This window comes from Mesorhizobium sp. M0904, assembly GCF_040319475.1.
GTDB lineage: Bacteria > Pseudomonadota > Alphaproteobacteria > Rhizobiales > Rhizobiaceae > Mesorhizobium.
This window is the reverse complement of the sequence record NZ_JAMYOC010000008.1, coordinates 117,050-137,688: the sequence shown is the minus strand read 5'-3', so window position 1 is coordinate 137,688 and position 20,639 is coordinate 117,050. Positions and strand designations below refer to the sequence as shown.

Annotated in this window: 19 protein-coding genes and 1 tRNA gene; 9 read left to right on the top strand and 11 right to left on the bottom strand. The window is 61.6% G+C overall.

All coding sequences use genetic code 11. The annotated features are described in order from the left end of the window. The first annotated feature begins 32 nt into the window (after positions 1-32). On the top strand, positions 33-941 hold the full coding sequence (locus tag NKH80_RS10995; protein WP_352991518.1) for an alpha/beta hydrolase: 909 nt from the start codon (positions 33-35) through the stop codon (positions 939-941). Between the two features lie 35 nt (positions 942-976). On the opposite strand, the gene NKH80_RS10990 is transcribed toward NKH80_RS10995, so the two are convergent. Next, on the bottom strand, positions 977-1,594 hold the full coding sequence (locus tag NKH80_RS10990; protein ID WP_352876758.1) for a TetR/AcrR family transcriptional regulator: 618 nt from the start codon (positions 1,592-1,594) through the stop codon (positions 977-979). Between the two features lie 98 nt (positions 1,595-1,692). Here NKH80_RS10990 and NKH80_RS10985 point away from each other — a divergent pair, with 98 nt between their 5' ends. Continuing rightward, positions 1,693-2,439 (top strand): 3-oxoacyl-ACP reductase family protein, encoded by a 747-nt coding sequence (locus NKH80_RS10985; protein WP_352991515.1) that lies wholly within the window; start codon positions 1,693-1,695, stop codon positions 2,437-2,439. Positions 2,440-2,662: 223 nt separating this feature from the next. Continuing rightward, the gene (locus NKH80_RS10980; protein WP_352991512.1) at positions 2,663-4,555 is read left to right on the top strand and encodes a L,D-transpeptidase family protein; all 1,893 of its coding nucleotides are present in this window, start codon (positions 2,663-2,665) and stop codon (positions 4,553-4,555) included. Between the two features lie 11 nt (positions 4,556-4,566). Here the strand turns inward: NKH80_RS10980 and NKH80_RS10975 are convergent, their stop codons facing one another. The 4 genes from NKH80_RS10975 to NKH80_RS10960 form a co-directional block, all read right to left on the bottom strand. After that, positions 4,567-5,043 carry a hypothetical protein gene (locus NKH80_RS10975; protein WP_352991607.1) on the bottom strand — a complete coding sequence of 159 codons (477 nt, stop codon included), beginning with the start codon at positions 5,041-5,043 and terminating at the stop codon, positions 4,567-4,569. Between the two features lie 127 nt (positions 5,044-5,170). Continuing rightward, positions 5,171-5,422: a PepSY domain-containing protein gene (locus NKH80_RS10970; protein ID WP_352801578.1), complete on the bottom strand. Its 252-nt coding sequence runs from the start codon at positions 5,420-5,422 to the stop codon at positions 5,171-5,173. A gap of 219 nt (positions 5,423-5,641) precedes the next feature. After that, positions 5,642-5,716 (bottom strand) — tRNA-Val (locus NKH80_RS10965). A gap of 102 nt (positions 5,717-5,818) precedes the next feature. After that, positions 5,819-6,502, bottom strand: a complete 684-nt coding sequence (locus tag NKH80_RS10960) for a phosphoglycolate phosphatase (RefSeq protein WP_352689325.1) — start codon at positions 6,500-6,502, stop codon at positions 5,819-5,821. Between the two features lie 144 nt (positions 6,503-6,646). On the opposite strand from NKH80_RS10960, the gene rpiA reads away from it, so the two are divergent. From rpiA to gor, 3 genes are all read left to right on the top strand, one after another. Beyond that, on the top strand, positions 6,647-7,378 hold the full coding sequence (gene rpiA, locus NKH80_RS10955) for a ribose-5-phosphate isomerase RpiA (protein ID WP_352806752.1): 732 nt from the start codon (positions 6,647-6,649) through the stop codon (positions 7,376-7,378). Then, complete coding sequence (locus tag NKH80_RS10950; RefSeq protein WP_352991508.1) at positions 7,365-7,943, top strand: DUF2059 domain-containing protein; 579 nt, start codon at positions 7,365-7,367, stop codon at positions 7,941-7,943. The genes rpiA and NKH80_RS10950 overlap by 14 nt, the downstream gene beginning before the upstream one ends. A gap of 118 nt (positions 7,944-8,061) precedes the next feature. Further along, positions 8,062-9,450 carry a glutathione-disulfide reductase gene (gor, locus tag NKH80_RS10945; protein WP_352991505.1) on the top strand — a complete coding sequence of 463 codons (1,389 nt, stop codon included), beginning with the start codon at positions 8,062-8,064 and terminating at the stop codon, positions 9,448-9,450. 52 nt (positions 9,451-9,502) lie between these two features. On the opposite strand, the gene mgtE is transcribed toward gor, so the two are convergent. The 4 genes from mgtE to NKH80_RS10925 form a co-directional block, all read right to left on the bottom strand. Beyond that, positions 9,503-10,867 carry a magnesium transporter gene (gene mgtE, locus NKH80_RS10940; RefSeq protein ID WP_352991502.1) on the bottom strand — a complete coding sequence of 455 codons (1,365 nt, stop codon included), beginning with the start codon at positions 10,865-10,867 and terminating at the stop codon, positions 9,503-9,505. A gap of 271 nt (positions 10,868-11,138) precedes the next feature. Then, entirely contained in the window at positions 11,139-13,028 is a 1,890-nt protein-coding gene (locus tag NKH80_RS10935; RefSeq protein WP_352478859.1) for an ABC transporter ATP-binding protein/permease, read from the bottom strand. Between the two features lie 709 nt (positions 13,029-13,737). After that, a complete protein-coding gene (locus tag NKH80_RS10930) occupies positions 13,738-14,415 on the bottom strand; it encodes a DsbA family oxidoreductase (RefSeq protein ID WP_254817233.1) in 678 nt (225 codons plus the stop codon). Between the two features lie 23 nt (positions 14,416-14,438). Then, positions 14,439-16,259 carry an extracellular solute-binding protein gene (locus NKH80_RS10925; protein ID WP_352508434.1) on the bottom strand — a complete coding sequence of 607 codons (1,821 nt, stop codon included), beginning with the start codon at positions 16,257-16,259 and terminating at the stop codon, positions 14,439-14,441. Between the two features lie 231 nt (positions 16,260-16,490). Here NKH80_RS10925 and NKH80_RS10920 point away from each other — a divergent pair, with 231 nt between their 5' ends. Then, positions 16,491-17,120 (top strand): invasion associated locus B family protein, encoded by a 630-nt coding sequence (locus tag NKH80_RS10920; protein WP_352478856.1) that lies wholly within the window; start codon positions 16,491-16,493, stop codon positions 17,118-17,120. Positions 17,121-17,241: 121 nt separating this feature from the next. Here the strand turns inward: NKH80_RS10920 and hspQ are convergent, their stop codons facing one another. Together hspQ and NKH80_RS10910 are read right to left on the bottom strand one after the other, a co-directional pair. After that, a complete protein-coding gene (gene hspQ / locus NKH80_RS10915) occupies positions 17,242-17,565 on the bottom strand; it encodes a heat shock protein HspQ (RefSeq protein WP_023675043.1) in 324 nt (107 codons plus the stop codon). A gap of 220 nt (positions 17,566-17,785) precedes the next feature. Further along, positions 17,786-18,994: a UbiH/UbiF family hydroxylase gene (locus tag NKH80_RS10910; RefSeq protein ID WP_352508435.1), complete on the bottom strand. Its 1,209-nt coding sequence runs from the start codon at positions 18,992-18,994 to the stop codon at positions 17,786-17,788. A gap of 61 nt (positions 18,995-19,055) precedes the next feature. Here NKH80_RS10910 and NKH80_RS10905 point away from each other — a divergent pair, with 61 nt between their 5' ends. Together NKH80_RS10905 and NKH80_RS10900 are read left to right on the top strand one after the other, a co-directional pair. After that, positions 19,056-19,994, top strand: coding sequence for a DUF2182 domain-containing protein (locus tag NKH80_RS10905; protein WP_352689320.1), 939 nt, complete (start codon positions 19,056-19,058; stop codon positions 19,992-19,994). A gap of 13 nt (positions 19,995-20,007) precedes the next feature. Beyond that, positions 20,008-20,622 carry a DUF1326 domain-containing protein gene (locus NKH80_RS10900; protein ID WP_352703944.1) on the top strand — a complete coding sequence of 205 codons (615 nt, stop codon included), beginning with the start codon at positions 20,008-20,010 and terminating at the stop codon, positions 20,620-20,622. The last annotated feature ends 17 nt before the right edge of the window (positions 20,623-20,639 follow it).

Genomic DNA, 20,639 nt, shown 5'->3' with positions numbered 1-20,639 from the left:
TTCATGCTTGAACCAATGAATGGATCGCCACTATGGCATCATTTGGACTGAAGGTCATCCGCGGCACGTTCGGAGTGGCTGAGCATGTGGCACCGCGACTCACCGGGCGCGCTGCATTCGAGCTGTTCTGCCGCACGCCGCATGAGAAGAGCTTGAGTGAAGGCGAGCGCCGCGCAATCGATCGCGCCGCCGATTTCATGACCCAGGCACGACATCACCGGCTAAAGACCAGAACCGGCTGCGTCATGGTGCATGAATTCCGGCCCGAGCCGGGCAGGGCCACTGCCGGCACCGTGCTCGTCATCCATGGTTGGCGTTCGCGCACCGAATACATGCGCACGCTGATCGAAGCCTATCGCGATGCTGGCTATAAGGTCGTCTCGCTCGACCTGCCGGGCCACGGCCAGTCGCAGGGCCGCCGGCTTACCCTGGTCAGTGCGGTCGACGCGGCACGGGTTGCCGGCGAATGGTTCGGGCCGTTTGCCGCGATCGTCGGCCATTCCTTTGGTGGTGCCGTTGCCGCCAATGCAGTTGCCGGTTCAATCAGGAACATCCCGCGATTGGCGGCCGGGCGACTGGTGCTTATCGCTGCGCCGAGCTCACTGCCGGCAATCTTTGCTGATTTCAGTCGCATGCTGAATGTCGGCTCGCGCTCGCAGGTCGCCATGGCCGACCGGGTCGAGCGTATCGCCGGCCGGCCGTTGCACGAGTTTACCGGTGATCGCCAGCTGGCAAGCACGCTGCTGCCGACGCTGGTGATCCACGCGCTGGACGACCGCGAAGTGTCCGCCGATCATGCAAGGCTCTACGCGCGCGCCGGAGACCATGTGCGGCTGTACTGGGCCGACGGGCTCGGCCACCGCCGCATTCTCGCCGACAGGGGTGTGGTGGAGCGTGCCGTTGGCTTCGTTGCCGGCAGGCTGGAGCCGTCTCTGCAGTGATCTGAATGTCTGGTCTTGTCTGCCGGGTTCGATCGTCACGCCGCCACCCCGGTGCCGGCCATCGCTATCCAAGCCGCCATTGCCCCGGCCACCGTCGCCAGAAGGGCCGAGCGCGACGCGCCGTCGCGCGCCTGGATCGACATGCCGTGCTGCACGGTGGCGTAGAAGGTCGCGGCCGTACCGCAGTCGAAATCGGCCGGCAACTCTCCTTCGGCTACGCCACGCTCGAAGCGTCTCAGCAAGGCTTCGCGGTTTTCGGCGCGGCGACGGCGCAGATCATCACAGATAGCGCCGCGGCTTGAGTCCTGGTGCAATGCGCCGAGCGCGATAAGGCAGCCTTGCGGACGACCGGTCTGTGAATAGGCCCTGGCAGTCTGCCGCAGGAACCGCTCGACGGCCTGGCGCGCGGTCGGCGCCTTTTCCAGCGCGGACCAGATCTCGGTTCCCTCGACCCGCGTGTAAAGCTCGGTTGCCTCGAGAAACAGCGCTTCCTTGCTGCCGAAGGCGGCATAGAGGCTGGGTGAGTTGATGCCCATTGCAGCGGTCAGATCGCTTATCGACGCGCCCTCATAACCCTTGAGCCAAAACACTTCCATTGCGCGCCGCAAGGCGGCGGCTCGATCGAAGGTGCGGGGGCGGCCTCGTTCCGGCATGGCATCCTTTCTGTATTGATCGATACATAATTCAGTTGACGTGGTCCAGCAAGGCTGGCAGACATTTATGTATCAATCACTACAAAATGGAGAAGCAGATGTCATCCAGAAGCTTGAACGGCAAGGCCGCCCTCGTCACCGGCGGCAGCCGCGGCATTGGTGCGGCGATCGCAAGAAGGCTCGCGGCCGACGGCGCAGGCGTGGCGATCACCTATGTGAATGGCGAGGAAAGGGCACTCGCGGTGGTCAGAGAAATCGAGGCGGCCGGCGGCCGGGGCATTGTCATCAAGGCCGACAATCGCGATGCTGCGGCGATCGAGGCGGCAGTCGATGAGGCAGCAAAAGCCTTCGGACGGCTCGACATCCTCGTCAACAGCGCCGGCATCTGGCGCGCTGCGCCGATCGATGCTCTGTCGCTTGCCGACTTCGATGAGACGATGGCGGTCAACCTCAGAGCCCCGTTCGTCGCCGTCAAGGCGGCAGCAGCGCATATGGGCGAGGGTGGCCGGATCATCTCGATTGGCAGCAATCTGGCCGAGCGTGCCACCGACGCTGGCCTGAGCGCTTATTCGGCCAGCAAGGCTGCCTTGGTTGGCCTGACCAAGGCCTTTGCCCGCGATCTCGGTCCGCGCGGCATCACCGCCAATGTCGTCCATCCGGGGTCGACCGATACCGACATGAATCCGGCAGCCGGCCCGCACGCCGAGCATCAGCGCCAGAAGATGGCGATGCCCCGCTTCGGAACGGCCGACGAGATCGCCGGCATGGTCGCCTGGCTTGCCGGTCCCGAAGGACGCTTCGTGACAGGCGCGGCATTGACCATCGACGGCGGCGCAAACGCGTGAGACTTGGTCACTGGACGGTCGCCGTTCTGGCCGAGCACGGCGGCGGATTCGCTTGACCCGTCACGATGTTGTGAAACCGTTCTGCAACAGACGCTCCGAAATTTATGGAAGCTTAACGAAATCAGTATGAATCAGTGTAGTCACGCCTTACATCCGCCATGGGGTGGGCGAGACCGTGAAAGCGGTGCGGAACGGGATCCGGTTCAACCGGAGCGGGTGATCCATGAAACTCCTTGGAAACAAAGCAACCGTGCTGCCGTTCGCGGTGGCCGCGGCAATGCTGGCCTTCGGGACGCCGCAGGTTGAAGCGCAAGGGTTCTTCGACATGCTTTTCGGCGGCGGCGTCAAACACGCACCGCCGAAAGGTAACTTTCCGCCGCCACCCTCAAAATACAAGCCCAAGGCGCCAGCCGCTTCCGGTGGGGGTGGTGGTGCGCAAATCAGCAGCCCGTCCTATTACACCTACAAGAGCGATCCGCTGGTGCGCGTCGATTTTTCGCCACTGTCGGCAGCGCCTGAACCGGCAACGCCTCAGGATGCTGCATTCGAGCCGACGGCCACCGGGGCTGCATTCCGCGAAGCCATTGCCGGGCTCGACGGCTATGATCTCTACGCCGAGAAGGACATCGCCAAGGCGCTGATCGCGTACTACTCAGCCAATCCGGATTTCATCTGGGTGACGGGAACCAGTCCCAACAGCCGTGCCGAGGATGCGGTGCGGGTGCTGGGCGAGGCCGCGAGCTACGGCCTGACGCCCGCCGACTACACCGTCGAAGTTCCGGCAGCAGGCGCATCGGCGGGCAATGCCGATGAGCGCCTGAAAGAGCTGCTTCGCTTCGAGATGGCGATGTCGGCGCGTGTCCTGCGCTACGCCCGTGACGCACAAAGCGGCCGCGTCGATCCCAACCGCATCACCGGCTACTACGATTTTCCGCCGAAGCCGCTCGACATGGAAGGGGTACTGAAGACGCTGGCCCATACCCAGCAAGTGCGCACTTATCTCGAATCACGGCATCCACAGAATTCCGAGTATCAGGCGCTGCGCGTCGAACTGGAATCGCTACAGGCCAGCGCCGAGGACGAGATCGTCGTCGATCCCAATCTTCTGTTGAAACCGGGGCAGACCAGCCCCGAGCTGCCGAAGCTTTTGACAAGGATCGCGCGCAATCTCGATGACGAGATGGGCGGTGCCTATGGCGAGGTGCTGGCGAGGCTCGCCACCAGCGAGGTCTACGATCCGGAGCTGGTGCCGGTGATCAAGGCGGTGCAGAAACGGGCCGGCATGAAAGGCGACGGCGTCATCGGCCCGCGTACCGTCGCATCGTTGGCCGGAACGTCCAAGGCCGACAAAATTCAGAAGGTTCGGGTTGCGCTCGAAGAATTGCGCTGGCTGCCTTCCGACCTCGGCAGCCCGCGCGTCTTCATCAACCAGCCGGCTTTCACCGCGAGCTATATCGACGACGGCGAGGAGAAGCTGAAGACCCGCGCCGTGGTCGGCAGGCCCACCAACCAGACTGCTTTCTTCTATGATCAGATCGAGCAGGTCGACTTTCATCCCTATTGGGGCGTGCCGCAGTCGATCCTGGTCAACGAGATGTTGCCGCGGCTGCGGCGGGATCCTGGCTATCTCGACCGCGCCGGCTATGAGGTGGTCAATGCCCGCGGCAAGCGCATTCCCTCATCCTCGGTCAATTGGGGTGCCTATGGCGCAAAGATACCCTACGGCGTGCGCCAGTTGCCGAGCGAGGCCAATGCGCTGGGCGAGCTGAAGATACTGTTTCCCAACAAGCACGCCATCTACATGCACGACACACCGCAGAAGTCATTTTTCCAGCGCGACATGCGCGCGCTCAGCCATGGCTGCGTTCGCTTGCAGGATCCGCGCGGCATGGCGGCTGCCGTGCTCGGCACCTCGGTCGACTACATCGAGGACAGACTGAAACACGGACATTCGACCGAGGACGTGACACGCAAGATCCCGGTCTATGTCGCCTATTTCACCGCATGGCCGGACCTGTCCGGCAAGGTCGAATACTTCAACGACGTCTACGGCCGCGATACAAGGCTGCAGCAGGCGCTCGACAGCACGGAAGCGGTGCGTTCGCCGGCAAGCTGACGAATGCGGTTCTAGCGCTGAAACAGTGGACGCCGGAAACCCGCATCGCGTCCGGCGATGAGCCAGTAGACCAAGCCCGCGACAACGCCTGCCGCGGCAATGATGCCGATATCGGCCCAGCGCTCCGGGTTCGTGTCGTCCGGTACACTGGGCCGGATCAAGGCGAAGCCGCCAACCGCGGCCGCCGCGCCGAAGACCATGTGCAGCCAAAAACTGCGCAGCGAGAAAAACTCGGCAATCAGTGCGAAGATCAGCGTCTGCAGGCCGGTCATCACGATCGTCAGAAAATAGATGAACATCCCGAGCGGCGGCAACAGCAGCACCGCAACGGGGGTGACACCCATGACGTCGAAATAATTCGGCGCGTTTGGCAGCGAACTCAGCCCGCCATAGATCGCCGCCACCGCGATCAGCCCAACCAATACCGCTATGAAATAACCCGCGAGCATCATCAGAAAGCGTTTCAATACATGCTTTACCGTCGCCATGCCCACCCCCGCGCGCAATGATAGCACCCAGTCAGCCATCAAAGTCATATCTACGCAAGGGTGTGCCGAAGGCCGCGGGCCTTCGAGGAGCGCCATTTTTTAGAATCTGGACCGTTGGCGGCCAGCCTCATTTCGGCGCGGCTGTCACCGGATCATAGGTGATTTCAACTTTCGCCTTGTCGTTCGTGAAATAAATGACGGTGTAGGCGCCGCTGTCCCAATCGATTTCCTTGATGTAGCGGAAGTCGTCGCGCTGCTCGACCTTGGCGATGATTTCCGACAGCTTCTTGGCATTCTGCGGCGGCACCGGATTTTCGTCCGCGGCAAAGGCCGATCCGCCGACAAGCAGCACGGCGGCCGCCAAAACAAGTCTGGACATGGCTTTCCCTCACATTTCGATGAGCAGAAACTCATCTACATACGGGTTTGTTCCCGGACTCGGGCTTGCGGATCGTCCAGACCGGCAATTGTGCCAAGCGTAAGTGTGCCTGTCAGTCTTATAGCTTGCGGAAAAAGCGCACGGAAAACCAATGCGATCATGCGCTGGTTCTCGATCACGGCAGCCTTCCCCGTCGGTGATGGCTAAGTGCCGAAAAGATGGTGGGCGATGCAGGGATTGAACCTGCGACCCCACCCGTGTGAAGGGTGTGCTCTCCCGCTGAGCTAATCGCCCGCTCGTTGCCCGAAGGCCAAGCGCGCCGCGATATAAGGGAGGCCGGCCTGCGAAGTCAACCACTTGTCGGCCGTCATCTGGCCGTCTGGACTATGACCGGCTTCAGCCTTCTGCCGCGGCCATCAGCCCTTGTACCAGATCGAGCGTTAACGAATCGAAATGCGAGATCACCGCCGATGGTTCGAACTCCCGCACATGACGATCGGTGTAGCCGAAATCGACTGCCACTACCGGAATGCCGGCGGCCTTTGCCGTGTCGATGTCGGTCTGCGAATCACCGACCATCAGTGCACGGTGCGGATCGCCGCCGGCACGCGCGATGGTCTGCGTGAGATGGCGCGGGTCGGGCTTGCGGAACGGAAAACTGTCCTGGCCGCAGATCGCCGCGAAATGCCTGGTCATACCGAGCGCCTCGATCAGCGCCACCGAATTGGCCTCATATTTATTGGTGCAGATGGCCAGCAGGTAACCGGCTGCCTCGAACCGTGCGATCGCCTCGGGAACGCCCGGGTAGGGGCGCGATTTGCCGGGAATGTTAACGGTGTAATGGTCCAGAAACAGCTTTAGCAGGCGATCGTGCTCCTCCACGGCCAGCGACCTGTGTTGCGCTGCATGGGCGCGCTCGATCATCACGCGGCCGCCATGGCCGACGAAACGCTTGAAGCCGACTTCGTCGACGGCCGCGAGCTGGCTGGCGGCAAGGCTGTGGTTGAGACTGTCGAGCAGGTCCGGCGCCGTGTCGATCAGCGTCCCGTCGAGGTCGAACACGATGGTCGGTCGGGTCATGGCCTGTCCTGTGACGATTCGATTGCCGGCAGGCGATAACCGCTGCCGCCCGTTCAGGCAAGCCGGCTTATCCACCGCGGGCAAGGTCCTTTGACCAGCTCGGCAAAAATGCTACGAGCGCCTAAACAAATCTTGGGGCCCGGCATGGATGCGAGGCAATTGAAGGTTGAGGCCGCGCGGACAGCGCTGGCCCATGTGACGGATGGCATGCGGCTCGGCATCGGCACCGGCACGACAGCGGATGAGTTCGTGCGGCTGCTCGCCGACAAGGTCGCCACCGGCCTGACTGTCATCGGCGTGCCGACCTCGGAGCGCACCGCCGTCCTTTGCACCCAGCTTGGTGTGCCGCTGTCGACCCTCGAGGAAACACCGGAGCTCGACCTCACCATCGACGGCGCCGACGAGATCGATCCGGCGCTGACATTGGTCAAGGGCGGCGGTGGCGCGCTGCTGCGCGAGAAGATTGTCGCGGCGGCCTCCGCCCGCATGATCGTCATCGCCGACAGCTCCAAGATGGTCGAGATGATCGGCCGCTTTCCGCTGCCCATCGAAGTCAACCGGTTTGGCCTGCGCGCCACCGAAATTGCGGTTGGCGTGGCGGCTGCAAACCTGGGCCTTTCCGGCCCTGTTACATTGAGGATGACGGGGACCCAGCCATTTGTTACAGACGGCGGCCATTTTATCCTCGATGCATCTTTTGGCCGCATTCCGGATACAAGAGCGCTTTCGAATGCTCTCCACTCCATTCCCGGCGTGGTCGAGCATGGTCTTTTCATCGGGCTGGCGACAACGGCCATCATAGCCGGCGGCGACGGCATCCAAACCGTCCATGCCGCCCGAAAACCAAGGAGTTTTACCGATCATGATGTTGCATAACCGGGTTGGCTGCTTTTTTGCCATTCTGGCGGCCTCGGCCGTTTTCGCGTTTTCGTCGCCGGCGTTTTCGCAGGACGTCACTGATGCGCATCTGAAGGCGGCGCGTGCCGCGGTCGCGGCGATCCATGCGACGGATGCGTTCGACAACATCCTGCCGCAAGCGGCCGCAGCGCTCGAGCAGCAGCTTATCCAGAAGAACCCGGACATGCAGGAACTGATCGCCAAGACGATCAACGAGAAGGCGATGGCCTTGGCATCGCGCCGCGCCGACCTGGAAAAGGAAGCAGCGCTTGCCTACGCAAAGGTGTTCTCGGAAAAGGAACTCAATGAAATCGCCGCCTTCTACAATTCCGATTCCGGCAAGAAGCTGCTCGACAACGGCCCGATCGTGACGCGCGAACTGGTGAAGGCTGCCGACATCTGGCAGAACGGCCTGGCTCGCGATCTCGCCCAGCAGGTCGGCGAGACCCTGGGTGCAGCGGCGAATGCCAAGGCGCCGGCTGCACCCGCCGACGGTACCGCTCCGGCCGATGGCGCAGCTCCCGCGGACGCTACACCGAATTGATTGCGGACTTCCGAGCGGCCTGACCGCCACTGGACCAGAAAGCCCGGCAAGTCCGGGCTTTTCTTTTGATAGTCGGCAGCCTACTTGTCTCGATGTTTGAGGGGCAAGGAGTTCAGCCATGGCCGGTTACGACTACGATCTTTTCGTCATCGGCGGCGGCTCCGGCGGGGTGAGGGCGGCGCGCGTCGCTGCTCTACTCGGCAAGCGTGTCGGCATTGCCGAGGAATTTCGCTACGGCGGCACCTGCGTGATCCGCGGCTGCGTGCCGAAGAAGCTTTATGTCTACGCCTCGCAATTCCCCGAGCATTTCGCCGACGCTGCCGGTTTTGGCTGGACGGTGCCTGAGGCGCATTTCGACTGGCAGAAGCTGGTCGCCAACAAGGACCGCGAAATCAGCCGGCTGGAGGCCGTCTACAAGAAGAACGTGCAGGGCGCCGGCGGTGAGGTCTTTCATTCGCGCGCCACCCTGGTCGATCCGCATGTGGTGCATCTTCTCGGTGAGGATCGCACCGTTACCGCCGACCAGATCCTGATCGCTACCGGCGGGCGCCCGGCGCCGCATCCGGCATTGCCCGGCCATGAGCACTGCATCTTTTCCAACGAAGCCTTCGACCTCAAGGAGCTGCCGAAGGCAATCATGATCGAGGGCGGCGGCTATATCGCCGTCGAATTCGCCAATATCTTTCATGGGCTGGGCGTCGACACGACTCTGGTCTATCGCGGCAAGGAGATCCTCAGCCGTTTCGACATGGACCTCAGACGCATGCTGCACGAGACGATGGAAAAGAAGGGGATAAAAATCCTCTGCCACGCCGTGTCCGAGTGGGTCAGGAAGCGCCCTGACGGCCGGCTCGACGCGCTTGTCACCGGCGGCACCGTGTTGACGGTCGATCAGGTCATGCTCGCCATCGGCCGCATTCCCAACACCGAGAACATGGGCCTGGAAGGCGTCGGCATCGAGATGACCAAAACCGGGGCAATCCAGGTCGACGAATACTCCCGCACGAACATCGACAACATCTGGGCGATCGGTGACGTCACCCACCGCGTGCAATTGACGCCGGTGGCGATCCACGAGGCGATGTGCTTCGTCGAGACCGCCTTCAAGGACAATCCGATGGCGCCCGACCATGACACGATCGCTACCGCAGTCTTTTCACAGCCCGAGATCGGCACAGTCGGCCTGTCGGAGGATGAGGCGGCAAAGCACTTTTCGGATCTTGAAATCTACCGCGCCACCTTCCGACCGATGCGGCACACGCTTTCCGGCCGCGATGAAAAGATGCTGACGAAGCTGGTCGTCGACGGCGCCTCGAAAAGAGTCCTCGGCGCCCATATCCTCGGGCCGGACGCCGGCGAAATGGCGCAGCTTCTCGGCATACCGCTGAAGGCCGGGCTGACCAAAGATGATTTCGATCGCACCATGGCGGTGCATCCGACCGCGGCGGAAGAACTCGTCACCATGTACAAACCGACTTACCGGGTGAGGGATGGTGAGCGCGTCTGACGCGACGACGACCATCGCGGCAACGAGATTGCCGCGATGGAAGTGCGTGATCTTACAGCAACGTTCCGCGCAGGATCACAAGCGCCACAGAAAAATAGATCACCAGCCCGGTGACGTCGACCAGCGTGGCGACGAACGGGGCTGATGCGCTGGCCGGGTCGAAGCCGACGCGCTTCAGGGCGAACGGCAGCATTGATCCAGACAGCGAGCCGAAGGCGACGATGCCAACCAGCGTGGCGCCGATCGTCATTGCGATCAACGGCCAGTGCGGGCCGTAGTCGTAGAAGCCGAAATATTGCCAGAGCGCGATGCGGCAGACGCCGACTACGCCAAGGATCGAGCCAAGCACCAGGCCGGTGGGCAGCTCGCGCAGGGCCACCCGCCACCAGTCGCCAAGGCCGATCTCGCGCAGCGCCAGGGCTCGGATGACGAGCGAGGTCGCCTGCGAGCCGGAATTGCCGCCGGAGCTCATGATCAATGGAATGAACAGGGTCAGCACGATCGCCTTTTCCAGCTCGCCCTCGTAGCTCTGCATCGCGTTGGCGGTCAGCATCTCGCTGATAAACAGCGCACACAGCCACCCGGCGCGCTTCTGGATCATCGCCAGAAAACCCATCTTCATATAGGGCTCGTCGAGAGCCTCCATGCCGCCGAAACGATGCACGTCCTCGGTCGTTTCCGAGATCATCGTATCGATAATGTCGTCGATGGTGACGATGCCGAGGAGCTTGCCGTTGTCCACGACCGGGACGGCGAGCAGATCATATTTGGAGATCAACTGAGCAACCTTTTCACTATCGGTCAGCGGTGAAACAGTGATAGGCGCACGATCCGGCGCTATTGCCATGATCAGCTCGTCGGGTTCGCCAGCGATCAGTCGACGCAGGCTGGTCGAGCGCAACAGGACCTGCGTTTGCGGATCGACGATGTAGATCGCGTAGACGGTTTCGCGCGTCCGCTCGACCTTGCGAATGTAATCCAGCGTGCGGGCAACGCTCCAGTCCGGCGGCACGCTGACATATTCAGTCGTCATGAGCGAGGCGGCGCTGCCCTCGGGGTAGCCGAGAATAGCAAGCAGCGTCGCGCGCAGCGGTGGCGCCAGGCCGCCGAGCAGCTCGGAACGAGCCGGTTCGTTCAGATCGCGCAGTATGTGGGCGGCGCGGTCGACCGACATGGCGGCAAGCAGTCTGCCTGCCTTGATGCGGGGTAGTGCCTCGACGAGTTCGGATGCGCCGTTGAGCTTCGGCTGGTCGAAGATCTCGACCAGCCGCTCGAACGGCACTTCGCAAAGCAGCTCCGATGCCGTCTCGCGGGGCTCCTGGTTCAGCGCCTCGACCATGTCGGCGACGTGTTCGTTGGCAAGTACGCGGGCGATGGCGACGGCGTCGCCGCCCGCAACGGGGGAAAACTCGTTCATGGCTCACTCCTTGCCGTCCGGCAGGACGTGAGCCTGTCAGATCACGTCAAGCGGACGGCGGTTGCGTTCGACTGTGACTGTCGCCAGGCATGGCGCGGTGACCTTTCTGCTCGCGAGTTCGGATTGAGATTCTGCAAGCCGGCGCAACATAGGAGCGCGCCTTGCCAAGTCAATCGCGAGAGCGGGTTAAAACGGCGGCAAACCGACTGGATCGCGAGACTGTGATCGGGCTACGTGGCAGGCTGGCTGGATGCTGGCAACGGTGCCGCAGCTATCTCTGCTTAAGCCGGCGGGGAAAGCGCAGCCACTTGTCCTCGGCCGGCCGCGTCGGCTGCGTGAGGATGGTGGTGAGCTCGACCGGCAAGCTCGGAACCAGCGGCTTCTTGGTGGCGACGCCGTCGGCGATCGCAACGACGCTGTGGTAGAATTCGGTGCCCGCGAGCGATCTCGGCGGCGTCGCCTCATGCATGATCGAGATCACAGTTGCATCAGGGCAATTGTCCTTGATCGCCTGGTGGAAGGCGATCCGTCCATCGGGATCGAGAGCGCCAGTGGCTTCATCGAGGAACAGCAATCCCGGCTGCTGCAGCACGATACGGGCGACAACCAGCTTCTGTTTCTGCCCACCCGAGAGAACCTGATCCCAGATCTTTCCTTCACGGCTCTCATCGGCCAAATGCTCGATGAAATCGCCGAGGCCGGCCTTGTGCAGGGCGGATGCGACCTGCACGTCGGGATAATCATGCTCGGAACCCGGCAGGCAGACCAATTGCTTCAGCGAAACCTGCTGCAGCTTCACCTCCTGGGCGGCGTAGAAACTCCTGACCCCTTCCGGGAAGACGATGGTGCCGCGGCCATAGGGCCAAAGGCCGTTGATCGCCTTGATCAGCGAGGTCTTGCCGCAACCGGATTCGCCCTTCAGGAAAGTCCATTCGCCACGCCGGAAGCGCAAGTTCGCGGCACTCAGGAAGGGCGTTGCGTCCTCGCCCTGATGCGCCAGCTCTAGTTTCTGGATGGTCAGGCCGAAAACAGGGTTTTGGCGGTCGTAGCGAAAATCGGAGCGGCCGGTCTGCTGATAAAATTCCTGCGGGTGCTGAACGTTTTCGATCGCGTTTGCGAGTTCGGTGACGCGCTGGCTGTTGGCCCGCAGCGCGGCGATGGCAGGCATGACATGGATGAACCACGAGCATTGACTGATCAGCGAGTTGACCATCTCGGAGCCGGTTATGTAGCCCTTGAGATCGAACCCGTTATGGATGAAGGGAACCAAGCCTGGCCCGTAGGCGACAATGCGGGCACCGATGAAATTGTAGATCAGCTCGAACGAATTGTAGCCTGTGTTGACGATGTTCAGCCGCGCCCAGGTGCGGTCGATGTCGACATAGCGCTGGCTGTGCACTGCCTTCTGCACGTTCTCCCCTTGCGATGCGGCGACATGAAAACTGCGGCGCAGAAAGGTGATCAGCTCGCCGCGATAGCTGCCTTCGGCCTGCTGCATCCTGACATTGAGCCGTTCCAGCAGCCTGCCCAGCTTGACGGCGATCCAGGTGTTCAACGGCACGTAGGTGGCGACTGCCAGAAAGGCGAGGACGGCGCTGCCATAGCTGCCGAGGAACTCCAGCCCTTTGACCTCCGCCGAGTGTGCAAGCAGTTGCTGGCCGACGAAATACAATGAAGTAGCAACGGCCAAAACCCCCATCGCGAGGCCGATGGCGCCGCCCGTCATATCCTTGATCGATTCCTGGATGCGCTGGTCGATATTGTCGGGAGCGGCGGCACCTGACGAGCCATGCTGAGCGTGGAAATGGGTGTGATTGGAATCAAGCAGGGCTTCGTTGAACTGGCTGTCCAGCCAGCCGCGCCACTTGCGATGCAACGTTGCGGACACCAGGCTGCGGATACCGGTAAAACCCGCATCCTTGAGCAAGACCAGGAGGACAAGTATCCCGGCATTGGCCAGCAGTGTCTGAAGCGGGGTGGTGTTCGCGGCATCATGGAAAAAGGCGATCGAGTTGACCAGCTCTCCGGATGCTACGGCAAACCACACGCCTGACTTGCTGGAGAGCGCGGTGAGCAGGGCGATCACCAGCGTCAAGGTCCAGGCTTCCACCCACTTGTCCGAAAACCAGTAGGCCCGCATCAGGCCCCAGAAGCTGCGCATCGACGATACGGGCGTAAGGGGCGACTGCCTTGCGGCACCGCGGAGCCATTTTTCCGATATTGAATGTCGCGTTGGTCTATCGACCCGAATCACTATCCCGCCCAAACGATTTTTCTTTTATTACGGACAGTAACACCAATTGATCATTTTCCATTAGCTTTTCACCAGCCGCGGGCGGCTTAACTCGCCGGCCGTTGCAGTGGAGCAACAGAGTGGATGATCACGGGGCTGTGCCGTCGGAATTCTAGGCGCTTGATATCAATGCAATTTCAATACGTTACTTGCCTACGCCGGAGAAAGTAGGGACCTTCCCTTGGGGAAGGCCCTCACACAGCTTTGTGAACGTAGAAGCGCCGTCCAGCGGTCGATCTTCACAGCCTGAACCGATCTTCAGCGCGCCCTTACGGCCAGGTCCGACCTCGTTGGCGGCCAGAACGCGACCTGTATGATTCGTGGGTGAAGCCGCCTTGTCGGGAGAGCCCGTAATCAGCCAAGCAACGACGTTGCCCCTACGTCCAGGATGCGGACCGACATCGATTCCGACACAGATCACGAACCCGGGCGAGCAAGGCCTACGGCAACAGCTGGAGCAAGGGGCTGTTTTCCTGCCAGTCCTCCACCAAGGGATTGACCTGAACCGGCAAGCATGGCCATGGCTTTTTCGTCAGCAAGGCCAAGGTGACGGTGAAATAGTCGAAAATAGTCCGGCTCAGTTCGCCGTCTCCAGTTCGCCGCGTGCCTTGGCCGCAGCCACCTGGCGCAGCGCATCGGCAAGCGTATCGGCGTCCTGGGCGCCCATCACCGCATATTTGCCTTCAAGCAGAAAGCACGGCACGCCCGATATGCCCATGCGCGAAGCAGTGGCGATTTCGGTGCGCACCGCCTCTACATCGGCGTCCGTCGACAGAAGCGTTTCGACGACGGAGGCATCCATGCCGGCCTCGCGGGCGGCTTCGATCAGCACGGCATGATCGCCGAGATTGGCGCCTTCTTCGAAATTCAGCTGGAACAGCCGGCGCACCAGCCGGTTCTGAACGGCCTCGCCGGCCGTCCCGGCCCAGCGAATGAGCCGGTGCGCATCCAGCGTATTGGGCGCGACCTTGATGGCGTCGAAGGCAAAGGAAATCCCCTCAGCCTCGCCCAACGGCTCGATCCGGGCATGGATCTCGCGGATGCGTTGCTCGCTGCCGAATTTCGCTACCATGTAGTCGCGGCGGTTCTTGCCTTCGGGCGGAATCGTCGGGTCGAGCTGGAAGGGCCGCCAACGTATGTGAACGTCGATGTCGACGGCGGCAATCGCCTTGTCGAGCCGTTTCTGGCCGATAAAGCACCAGGGGCACACGACGTCGGAGACCACATCGACGGTAATCGAGTTCTCGTCGTTCATCTTGATCTCCTGTTCTGAAGAGGTCACTTCGGTTTGCGCCACCAGGTCGGCAACTGATAACCGTATATGGGCGTCTTTTGCGGATGTTCCAGATAGTTCCAATAAGCGAGCCATTGCTGGTTGTTGTGCTGGGTCGGCACCATGTAATTGCCTGAGATCAGCAGCCGGTCGAGGACCCGGACAGCAGCGACATAGTCCTCCTTCGAGCGAGCTCTCAACATCGCCTCGATCGCCGCGTCCACTGCTGGGTCGGCGACACCCGCTAGGTTGAACGAGCCTTCGGCCTTGGCGGCAGCGGATCCCCAGCGCCCGGCTTGCTCGATACCGGGCGACAGCGAGTTGTTGAAACCGGTCGAGCCGACCAGCACCTCGAAATCGAAACGCTGCTTGCGCGACTGGATCTGATCGCCGTCGAGGCTGCGAATGCTGACATCGATGCCGAGCTTCTCAAGCGTGCGCTGATAGATAGCGGCAAGTCGCTCTTCGTCCTGCGAGGCGGTCAGGATCTCGAAACCGAACGGCTTTCCCTGGGGATCGAGCATCGCGCCGTCCTGCACCGTATAGCCCGCGCTCTTCAGCAGCTCGAATGCCGCCTTCAGCACCTTGCGGTCCTGGCCGGAGCCATCGGTAACGGGCGGCCTGTAGGTGCCGTCCATGACATCTGCGGGCACGCGGCCGGGGTAGGGGGCCAGCAGGGCCTTTTCCTTTTCGCTGGCCGGGTGGCCGAGCGCGGACAGCTCGGAATTCTGCCAAAAACTCATCGTGCGCGTGTATTTGCCGCCGAACAGATTCTTGTTGGCCCATTCGAAGTCGTAGAGCATGCCGAGCGCGCGCCGCACGATCGGATTGGAAAATTTCGGCAGCCGCGTGTTGAACAGGAAACCGTTGAACACCGGCGGAATGCCGGTATCGAAAGTTTCGGCGATGACCTCGCCCCTGTGGAAGGCCGGAAAGTCGAGATCGCGCTCGCGTTTGACCGGGTCGCTGTCGTCGTCGATGGCGCAGATGCCTTTCTTGAACGCTTCCTGCTTGGCGTTGGCGTTGAGGAAATACTCGATGGTGATCTGGTCGTAATTGTCGAAGCCGCGCTTGGACGGCACGTCCTTGCCCCAATAGTCCGGATTGCGCTTGAACACGATGCGCTGGCCGGGCACGACTTGCGCCACCGTGTAAGGCCCGCTGCCGATCACCGGCTTCAGCGTCGTCCTGTCGAAAGTGTCCTTGTTGAACGCGTGTTTCGGGATGATCGGCGTCAGCGCAATGATTAGGGGAAATTCGCGGTCCGCCTTTTCGTTGAAGGTGAAGCGCACACTGCGGTCGCCGGTCTTTTCGAGCTTGGCGATCGCTTTCATTCGCTGGCTGTAAGGTGGCCGGCCCTTCTCGGTGAAGACATCATAGGTGAACAACACGTCTTCCGGCGTCACCGGCTCGCCGTCCGACCATTTGGCCCTGGGATCGAGGTGGAATTCGATGCTCTTGCGCTCGGGATCCATGTCGGCGGTATCGGCGAGCAGGCCGTAGAGACTGAAGGCCTCGTCGTAGTTGCGCTGCATCAACGGCTCGAAGACAAGATTGCCAAAAGCTTGATCCATCATGCCGCGCGCGGTGGTGCGCAGACTTCTCAGGATGAACGGATTGAGATTGTCGAAGCTGCCGACGACACAATAGGTAATGCTGCCGCCTTTCGGCGCGTCGGGATTGACGTAGTTGAAATGATCATAGTCGGCCGGCAGCGCCGGCTCGCCCTGCATGGCAAGCGCGTGCTTCGGTTCCGACAGGGCCGGCTGCAGGGAAAGGCCGACAAACAAGATTGTGGCGATCAGCCAAACGACAACGCGGCCCATGACCGTCTCCTTCCCGATTCGATGCGCAGCATACATGAGCCGGTCGTGCACCGGCCAATCCCTCAACCCAGTCCCTCGGCCAAGATTCGCGTGGCCCGGGCTGGATTCGGCGTCGCTTGCAGTGTAACACGCCGTCCGAAGTCATTCTGTTGCCTCATTTCGGCAACAGGTAGCTGGACCACACGGCATGAAAAAAGCCGGTCCCGGGATCATTTGAGAGGAATGCACGACATGACGAGCCTGAACAGCAACGCGTACCGCCTGTCGGTCATGGCCGCTGGCGTGGTCGGCATTCTGGGCGCCGGGATTCCCGCTGCTGTCGCGCAGCAGCAACAGCAGATTCCGCAAGGCTGGTTCAAGGCCTGCACCAAGCAGGAAGATGTCGACATTTGCAATGTCCAGAACATCACCACCGCCGGCAATGGTCAGCTCATCACCGGCGTCAGCCTGATCGAATTGAAGGGCAAGGTGAACCGCAAGGTGTTCCAGGTGACGGTTCCGACCGGCCGTTTGGTTCCTCCCGGCATCGGCCTCCAGATCGACGCCGGCAAGGCGCAGAAGCTCGAGTACGTGATCTGTTTCCCGGATCGCTGCGTGGCGGAAGTGCCGCTGACCGATCAGCTCGTCGCGTCCTTCAAGAAAGGTTCGAACCTGACGCTGACCTCGGTCAATTTCCAGAACCAGCCGAACCCGATCAAGATCGCGCTGACCGGCTTCAGCGGCGCCTTCGACGGCCCGCCGCTGCAGCAGTCGGACATCGAGGACCGACAGAAGAAGCTCCAGGAGTTCGTCGCCAAGAACAATCAGGATTTTGCCAAGAAGCTCAAGGAAGAACAGGAAAAGGCGAAGGCCGCCAACTGATCGACGGGTTTTCGAACAAAACAAAAAGCGGGGTTCATGCCCCGCTTTTTTATTGAATCGGCTGATTATCGGGTCCAGACTTGTCTCAAGCCTGTCCGAGCCCAGCCAGATCCCGACTAAGTCAATGTCTCAATTGGTGCTTCGGCTCGTAGCGCCCGTCGGGCTTCTTGTCGAACATTTCACCAATCTGCGGATGCCGGACCGGTTCGCCCGACCGGTCCTCGAGTAAATTCTGCTCGGACACATAGGCGATGTATTCCGTCTCCGAATTCTCGGCGAGCAGATGATAAAAGGGCTGGTCCTTGCGCGGCCGCACGTCAGCGGGGATCGCCTCGTACCATTCGTCGGTATTGGCGAATTGCGGATCGACGTCGAAAATGACGCCGCGGAACGGAAACAGCCGGTGGCGAACCACCTGTCCGATCGAGAATTTGGCTGTCTTCATCGCACTCACCACTTGAACTTCTTGAACGCCACGCATCCTGGAACACGCAAGGAAACGCTCCAGGACTTTAGATTCTTACGCACCGGTCAGGCAAAGATCGGCCCAGACCTTACGGTCGACATCGTCATTATTTGGCGCAGACGCCGCGTCAATTCAATCCCGATCAACTGATGCCGGTTTGAGCATCACAAGATGCGGATCAAGGGCGGCGCCACGATCGCTATCGCGCGGCCGCTTTTCGCAATCCGCCAAAAAACGCCGCAAAACCGCTGCCGGGTCGAAGACCCTCGCGCATGAAAAACGCCCGCAACGGCGCAAACCCCTCAAGCGCGCCAAGACCAGCGCTGCGCATCAGCTGGGCCGGCAGCATGTCGGAAAGCAACGACATGTTCAGTAGGTTGACCGCGCTGCTGCGCGCCAGAATGTCCGGCCGCCGCTTGAAATCATAGGCTGCAAGCGCCTGGGCGGCGCCCGGGTCCGAGCGGTTTCTGCTTGCGGTACCAATCAGGTCGTCAATGTCCCGGATGCCGAGATTAAGCCCTTGCGCGCCGATTGGGGGAAACACGTGGGCGGCTTCACCGACAAGTGCCACGCGGCGATGCGCAAACCGCCACGGGCTCACCGCTGAAAGTGGGTAGACCTGCCGGCCGGGCTCAACCGACACGCGGCCCAGCATCGATTGCATCCGCTGTTCGACCCGCGTCGAAAGCTCCGCCTCGTCGAGTGCTGCAAGATCCTTGGCGATTTCGGGTTCGAGCACCCAGACAAGGCTGGACCGGTTGCCGGGCAGGGGAACCTGTGTGAACGGACCGGTCTCGGTGTGGAATTCGGTCGAGGTGAATGCATGGTCGCTGCGGTGACCGAAATTGAGCACCAGCGCCGCCTGCGGAAAGGATCGGACCGAGGTCCGGATGCCGGCTGCCTCGCGGGCCGGCGATTGACGGCCATCGGCGGCAACTGCCAACGATGCCTCGATCTCGCTACCGTCGGCGAGAACGGCATGTGCATGGTCGGCATCGAGGCGCCATGCCTCCACCATCGACTTTCGCCATTCGATGCCCGAATGCGCGACAGCCTCGGCTAGCGTGCGGTTGAGAACGCTGTTGGGCAAGTTCAGCCCGAATTGCTCTTCGTTGATCTCGCTGGCGCGAAAGGTCACTGTCGGGCTGCGGATCAGCCGGTTGGTTGCGTCAACGATACGCATCACCTTGAGCGGCGCTGCGTGCGGCCTGATTCCGTCGAAGATCCCTAGCCGTTCGAACATCTTTAGGGCAGGGTTCATCAAGGCTGTCGTCCGGCCGTCGGGGCCGGCAGCGTCGGGTCCGACGAGCGTCACGGGAAAGCCCGCCTCGGCAAAGCCAAGCGCCGCGATCAGCCCCGCAGGGCCGCTGCCGGCGACCAGTATCCGTGCTGTTTCCCGGTGGTTCAAATTCGGCTTCCGGATTGCGAGGTGAGGCCTGTCCGACCTGCTGGTCCATATAGGTCAGGTGATGCCGCTTGATCAACGCGGCGATTCGGCCCATTCGGTTGCCATGACCGGCCAACAAGACGATTTCAGCCACCTCGACGGTACCGGCCGCGCGATGGCGAGCGTTGCGCGCAGCCCTCGACTGACCGTGAGCGTTGTTGCCGGCATGGGCGTTGCCCTTGCCTGGCTCTTTCTCGGCGCAATGGCAGTTCGGGGGGCGGTGAGCCGGCTCCCGGGCGCCGACGTACCCGGCGACGCCGTGCTGGAATACCTGCAGCTACTGCCGTTGCCGGATTTCCTTGCGCGTTTCTTCGCCCTCTGCCTTGCGCCGGCGCCGCTTCGCGCAAGCCTAGGCGCGCAAGGCGGGGCACTCACCGCGATGTGGCTGTTGATGGCCATCGCGACCATGCTGCCCTCCGCGGCGCCGATGATCCGCACCTATTGCGAGATCGCGGATACCGCCCGGATCAAGAGGGAGCCGGCCGTCCATCCGCTGATCCTGGTCGCTGGATATTTGAGCGTCTGGCTTGTCGCCTCGGCAATGTTCGCTGCCCTGACGCTCGCAATCCATGCATTCGCCTCATCCGGGCAGATGCTCGATCCGCTGGTTGGAATTGCCGGGGCAGCCGCGCTGTCGATCGCTGGTCTCTATCAGTTCAGCTGGCTGAAGGGAGTCTGTCTGGACAAGTGCAGAAATCCGTTCTCGGTCCTGTTCGCCAACTGGAGCGCCAGGCCCATTCGTATTTTGCGGCTCGGCATGAAGCAGGGCCTGTGGTGCCTTGGATGCTGCTGGGCTCTAATGCTGGTAATGTTTGCCGTCGGTGTGATGAACGTGTTCTGGATGGCGCTGATCGGCTTGTTCAGCCTGGTCGAAAAACAGACGGCAGGCAATCTGCCGACGCGGCTGGCCGGTGCGATACTGCTTGTCTGGGCAGCAGCGCTACTAGTAGTCTCGACATGAGGGGGACAATTCGATGACAGACCAAAACTGGGCAATGAAGGGAGAACTCGTCCTCTCCTGCAATTGCACGGTTTTTTGCCCTTGCGTTCTGTCGCTCGGCAACCATCCGCCTACGGAAGGCTATTGCCAAACCTGGGCGGGGTTCCGCATCGATGCCGGCCATTTCGGCGAGGTCGACCTGTCCGGTCTCAATCTTGGGCTGATCATGGAAATCCCCGGCTATATGAGCCGCGGCAACTGGACGGCCGGCCTTTTCATCGACAAGCGCGCCTCGGTTTACGCTGTGAAGGGACTGACGAAGATATTCACCGGCAAGGCCGGTGGAACCACATCGCTGCTCTCCATCCTGGTCGGACAGTTCCTCGGCGTCGAGCAGGTGCCGATCACCTACGAGACGCGTGAGAAAACACGTATCTTCCAGATACCGAAGATTATCGATGGTGCGGTGACGCCGATCACCGGCAAGGATCGCGACAAGGATACGGTCATCAGCAATTCGGAATACTGGATTGCGCCGGAAATCATCGTCGCCAAATCCGACAAGAGCAAGATGCGGGCCTTTGGCCGCAACTGGAACTTTGCTGGCCGCTCGGCCGAAATCTGCAAGCTGGATTGGCGGGGCCCGTGAGCAAGAAGACGACGGCC